Source organism: Bradyrhizobium yuanmingense, from assembly GCF_029167105.1.
Lineage (GTDB): Bacteria > Pseudomonadota > Alphaproteobacteria > Rhizobiales > Xanthobacteraceae > Bradyrhizobium > Bradyrhizobium yuanmingense_A.
The window spans coordinates 1-1,316 of record NZ_JARFML010000109.1; the positions used below are offsets into that span (position 1 = coordinate 1).

1 protein-coding gene is annotated in these 1,316 nt (G+C 60.7%); it reads right to left on the bottom strand.

What is annotated here, in order from left to right; genetic code table 11:
* Positions 1-21 precede the first annotated feature (21 nt).
* On the bottom strand, positions 22-1,316 hold a 1,295-nt coding region (locus P0R31_RS40640; RefSeq protein WP_275521218.1), incomplete at its 5' end, for an IS1182 family transposase.

Consider the following 1,316-nt stretch of genomic DNA (forward strand, 5'->3'; position numbering starts at 1 on the left):
GGAAGTCATGATCGCTTGGTGTCAGGCCGCGATCGCAGCCATCAGCGGCTTGATCCCGACGATGTTCATGACCCGTGTCAGATTGTAGGCCAGGACGGAGAGCGCCATTTCGGCCGCCACTTTCGGAAGCGTTTTGGTCAGGAAGTGTGTCGCTCCCATGCGGGCTTTCATGGTGCCGAACGGATGTTCGACTGTTTCGCGACGCTGACGCATGGCGTGCGGGTTTGCATCAAGGCGATTTTGCACAGCCTCGAGCAGATGCTCATGCTCCCATCGCGTAAGCCGCCGTTCTGACCCAGGCGTGCATTGGGTCTTGAGCGAACAGCTTTGACAGGCCGTCGTCCAGTAGCGCCGCAGCACCTTGCCGTCTTCTTCATTCGTATAGCGATATGACAGCCGCTCCCCGGCCGGGCAGCGATAGGCGTCCTCCTCTGGCAAATAGGCAAAGTCCTGTTTACCGAAGCGTCCGTCTGCCTTAGCGCCGGACGTTAGCGGTTTGGGCAGAGTTACTGTGATGCCTGCTTCGTGGCACGCGAGGATCTCTAGGCTGTTGAAGTAGCCGCGATCGGCTACCGCTTCGAGCGTCTCGGTCTTGAGAACAGCCTTCGCCTGCTTGGCCATATTGGCAAGTTGTGCCCGATCCGAGCCGCTGTTCGTCACCTCATGCGTCACAATCAGATGGTGCTCGGTGTCTACGGCGACCTGTACGTTGTAGCCAACAACGCCAGAGCCGCGGCCGCTCGTTGCCATCGAGCGGCTGTCGGGGTCGGTCAGCGAGATTTGCTGGTCAGGCGAAGCAAGCATTTGCTTCTCGTAGACGGCAAGCTTACCCATTTCCTCCTTCAGCTTTGTCAGCTTCTCGGTAAGCCTCGTCACCTTCGTGGCCAGCGCCTCCGTCGGCTCCTGGCGGTCGGCCGTGTCAAGTTGGCTCAGATAGCGCGCGACGCTCTCCTCCAACTGAGCACGCCGTCGCTCCATCTTCGCGCGCGTGAAGTTCCTGTCCCGGTTGTTCACGGCCTTGAACTTGCTGCCATCGATGGCGACGCTCGCCGTCGCCAGCAGACCAATGTCTCGGCAGAGTTCGACGAAGCGCGCACATACCTTGCGCAGCGCCAGGCCGTTGTCCTTCCGGAAGTCCGCAATCGTCTTGTGATCGGGAGCGAGCCGACCCAGCAGCCACATCACCTCGACATTGCGCCCGGCCTCTCGTTCCAGCCGCCGACTCGACTGTACCCGGTTCAGATAGCCGTAGATGTAAAGCTTAAGGAGCACCGAGGGATGGTACGACGGCCGACCCGTGGCCGCCGGCTCCACAC